Here is a 3,949-nt window from a genome sequence, read left to right as displayed (position 1 = left end):
GCCGTGCTCCTCCTCGGCGCCGCCGCGTCCGCCTGCGGCTCCGGCCCCGCCGCGCCGCGCACCGCCGCGCCGCCCGCCGGGACCGCGCCCGCGCGCTTCACGCACCCGGGCGTGCTGGTCGGCCGGGCCCAGCTGGCCGCCGTACGGGCGCACGTCGCCGCGGGCCAGGAGCCGTGGAAGACGGCGTACGAGGACATGAGCGCGAGCAGGTACGCCGCGCTCGACTACACCCCGCACCCGGCGAAGACCGTCGCCTGCGCGTCGAACGCCGGCACGAACGCCTGCGTCGCCGAGCGCGAGGACGCCCTCGCCGCCTACACCCAGGCCCTGATGTGGTCGATCTCCGGGGACACCGCGCACGCCGACAAGGCCGTCGAGATCATGGACGCCTGGTCCAAGACGGTGAAGCGGCACACCCGCGACGACGCCGACCTCCAGACCGCGTGGTCGGGCTCCTCCTGGGCGCGCGCCGCCGAGATCGTGCACGCCGGCTACCCGGCCTGGAAGGGGCCGGAGGTGCAGCGCTTCAAGTGGATGCTGCGCAAGGCGTACCTGCCCGACGTCACCGCCGACGTGCCCGACTACAACGGCAACTGGGAGCTGGCGATGACCGACGCCGCCATGGGCATGGCGGTGTTCCTGGAGGACCGGGACCTCTACCAGGAAGCGGTACGGCGCTACCGCGCCCGCGTGCCCGCCTACTTCTACCTGGCCTCCGACGGCGCCCTGCCCAAGCCGCCGCCCGGCGGCACCATCAGGTCCGCCGACCAGCTCGCCACCTACTGGTTCGGCCAGCGCACCTACCGCGACGGCCTCGGCCAGGAGACCTGCCGCAACTTCATGCACATCGGCTACTCCCTCGCCGCCACCGCCCACATCGCCGAGACCGCCTGGCACCAGGGCCTCGACCTCTACCGAGAGGAGGCCGACCGGCTCTCCGCCGCGCTCGAGTTCCACTCCCGCTACCAGCTCGGCGAGGCCGCCCCGCGCTGGCTGTGCGGCGGCAAGGTCAGCCGCACCATGGGCCCGGACGTCGAGGTCGCCCTCAACCACCTCCAGGGCCGCATGGGCCGCGCGCTGCCGCAGACCGCCAGGCTCGCCGCGAGCCAGCGGCCCGGCGGCACCGACGACCTCTTCGTGGCCTGGGAGACCCTCACCCACGCCGGCAATCCGACCCCTGCGTAGGCTCACCGGCGTGATGCCCGAAGAACTGCGGCACGGCCGCTACGTCAGTCTCACCACCTTTCGCAAGAACGGCACCGGGGTCGCCACCCCGGTCTGGTACGCGGTCGAGGGCGAGACGCTGTACGCCTGGACCCGCACCGACTCCTGGAAGGTCAGGCGACTGCGCCGCGACCCGCGCGTCGTGGCCGCCGTCTGCGACGTGCGCGGCAACGTGGCCGCCGACGCCGTACGCGCCGAGGGAACCGCCCGGCTCGTCACGGGCGAGGAGCTGCGGCACGTCCGCAAGCTGCTCTCCCGCAAGTACACCTGGCAGTTCTGGGCGGTCGACTGGCCCGCGACGCTCGCCCGCCTCGGCAAGCGCCCGCACACCGGCATCGTCGTGACCTTCCCGGGCGCCTGACGGAAAACTCTGCGTAGCCGTCCCGTAACACGAATGCGGTCCAATGCCGGTGGACCGAGCGGCAGTGGCACAGGGCGGGCGGCGGTAGGCATGACGGTGGATCAACTTCCGGTGGACGTCGTCATGTTCACCAGATGGCTGAACGAGCTGGTCGGCCGGCTCCGCCCCGGCGAGGGCTGGTACGGGGAGTTCGCCGCCCGCGACCCCGAGGGCATGCGCGCCTGCTTCGAGGGCGCGGACATCCTGCCCTGGGACATCGTCGAGTCCCTCCTCCACGACCTCGGCGAAACCGCCGACGGGCCTTGGGGCGTCCGCGGCAGAGCGCTGTACGAGGCCGCCGCCACCGCCCACGACCGCGCGCCGGGCGCGGCGTCGGCGCTCACCGAGCGGCGCGAGCTGTTGACCCGCGAGGCCGCCCGCGCGGAGGCCCGCCTCCGCGAGCCGGACACCGACGACGCCGAACGAGCATGGGTACGCGACGATCTGGCCCGCGCGAGGTCGAGGTCGGCGGACCTCGGGGCGCGTCTGGCACGGCTCGCCGAGGCCACGACGGCACGCGGCCCGAAGCCGGCGACCGCGCCCGGATACGGCCCCGGCCCGGCGCCTCGGCCGGTGTCCGCGCCCGCGCTCGGGTACGGGGGCGGGGCCGCGCCCGGGTACGGCGCCGAACCGGCACCTCACCCCGCGCCCGCACCCCCGCCGGGGCGGCGTCGCCCGCGTGGGGCGCGGTATGCCTGGGTGGAGGGCGAGGCGGAGCCCGTACCCGTGCCCGCTTCCGTGGCCGATCTGCCGGTCGGCGGGGCGGCGGCTCCGCGTGGGGCCCGGTTCGGTGGTGTGTCCGCCCGGTCCGTGACCCCGCCCGCCCCGGCCCACGAGCCCGGTCCGGATTCCGCCCGCGCCGCCGGGAACGCCGTCTACGCGCTGCGGCGGCTGCGCGCTCAGGGACGTACCGGTGAGGCGCACGCGCTGCTGTGCGAGGCGCTCGGCGGGCCGCCCGGGTGGCTGCCGGTGCTGGCCGCGGAGTTGTGTGCCGCGGGGCTCGCGGCGGACTGGGCCACCCTGCTGTGGGAGGCGGCCACGCTGCCGCCCGACCGGCTCGCGGCCGTCGCCGGGGCGCTCGCCGACGCGGGGCGTGCGCAGGACTGCGAGCAGCTGCTGCGGCAGGGCGTGGCCCGCCCGGTGGAGGAGCTGGCCGGGGCGTGCGCCGCGCTTCAGGGGGCGGGGCGCGAGGGTGAGGCCCGGGCCCTGCTGACCGCGTTCGTCCGCTGCCGCACCCCCGAGGACGCGGCCCGCCTCGCCGCCGCGGGCCCCGCCACGCTCACGCCCGCCCTGCTCGCCGCCGCCCGTGCCGTGTCGGTGCTCCGTGAGCGCGACCTGCGGCACGCGCTGCGGGTCGCGGGGCGCGCCTGAAGTCCGGAAACCACAGGACTTGAAGCTGCCGCTGCGGCAGCTTCTACGGTGCTGACCAGGGCCGGAACGACCGGCCCGGTGAACCCGTGAGGGAGGCGGCGATGGCCTGGCCGATCGCGGAGGTGGCCCGGATGTCGGGCGTCACGGCCCGCACCCTGCGCCACTACGACGAGGTGGGCCTGCTGCCGCCGGCCCGGTCGGCCACAACGGGCGCCGCTGGTACGGGGAGCGCGAGCTGCTGCGCCTGCAGCAGATCCTCGTGCTGCGCGCGCTCGGTCTCGGCATCCCGGAGATCGGCCGGGTCCTCGCCGACCAGGTCGACGAGGTGGAGGCCCTGCGCGGCCACCACCGCCGACTGGTCGAGGAGCGCGACCGGCTCGACGCGCTGGCCGCCACCGTCTCCCGCACGATCACCGATCTGGAGCAGTCCAGGAAGGACGGCACTCCCATGACCGCGATCAACCGCCCGGAGAACCTCTTCGAAGGCGTCCGCCCCGCCGATGTCGCAGAGAGCCTGCGCGACTTCCCGGAGCACGCCGAGCGGGTCGCAGCCCACACGGCGAGCCTGTCCGCGTCGGACATCGACGCGGCGCAGCGCGAGCGGACCGCGCAGATGGTCCGCCTCGCCGAGCTGCTCGCCGCCGGCCACCCGGCCGACGCGGCGCCCGTCCAGACCGAGATCGCCGCCCAGTACGCGGCCCTGACCGCGCTGCGCACGGTGACCCCGGCCGAGTACCGGGCCTTCGCCGCCGCCTGTACCGACAACCCGGCGTGGCGCGCCCTCTACGAGTCCGTCGCCCTGGGCCTCGCCGCCTATCAGCGCGCGGCTATGGAGACGTACGCCGACACCCGGCTGAGCTGAGCCCGTCGGTCCGCGCTGCGGGGCGCTGCTCGGCGACCCGGAGATCCTGATGTTCGACGAACCCGTCAATGGTCTGGACCCCGAGGGAATTC

At 75.5% G+C, this 3,949-nt stretch carries 3 protein-coding genes and 1 pseudogene; all 4 read left to right on the top strand.

Annotated features, from left to right (window positions below; genetic code table 11):
• Positions 1-1,185: alginate lyase family protein (locus ACWEV0_RS35735; protein WP_453153974.1), on the top strand; the 1,185-nt coding region annotated here is incomplete at its 5' end.
• Between the two features lie 13 nt (positions 1,186-1,198).
• Positions 1,199-1,585 carry a PPOX class F420-dependent oxidoreductase gene (locus ACWEV0_RS35730; RefSeq protein WP_453153975.1) on the top strand — a complete coding sequence of 129 codons (387 nt, stop codon included), beginning with the start codon at positions 1,199-1,201 and terminating at the stop codon, positions 1,583-1,585.
• A 90-nt stretch (positions 1,586-1,675) separates the two neighbouring features.
• Positions 1,676-2,995, top strand: coding sequence for a UL36 very large tegument protein (locus ACWEV0_RS35725; RefSeq protein WP_453153973.1), 1,320 nt, complete (start codon positions 1,676-1,678; stop codon positions 2,993-2,995).
• Positions 2,996-3,096: 101 nt separating this feature from the next.
• Positions 3,097-3,857: pseudogene (locus ACWEV0_RS35720) on the top strand (MerR family transcriptional regulator).
• Positions 3,858-3,949: the final 92 nt, after the last annotated feature.

The sequence above is a fragment of the Streptomyces sp. NPDC003943 genome, from assembly GCF_053605265.1.
Note: the sequence above shows the minus strand (reverse complement) of the source record. Positions and strands in the feature narration are given on the sequence as shown.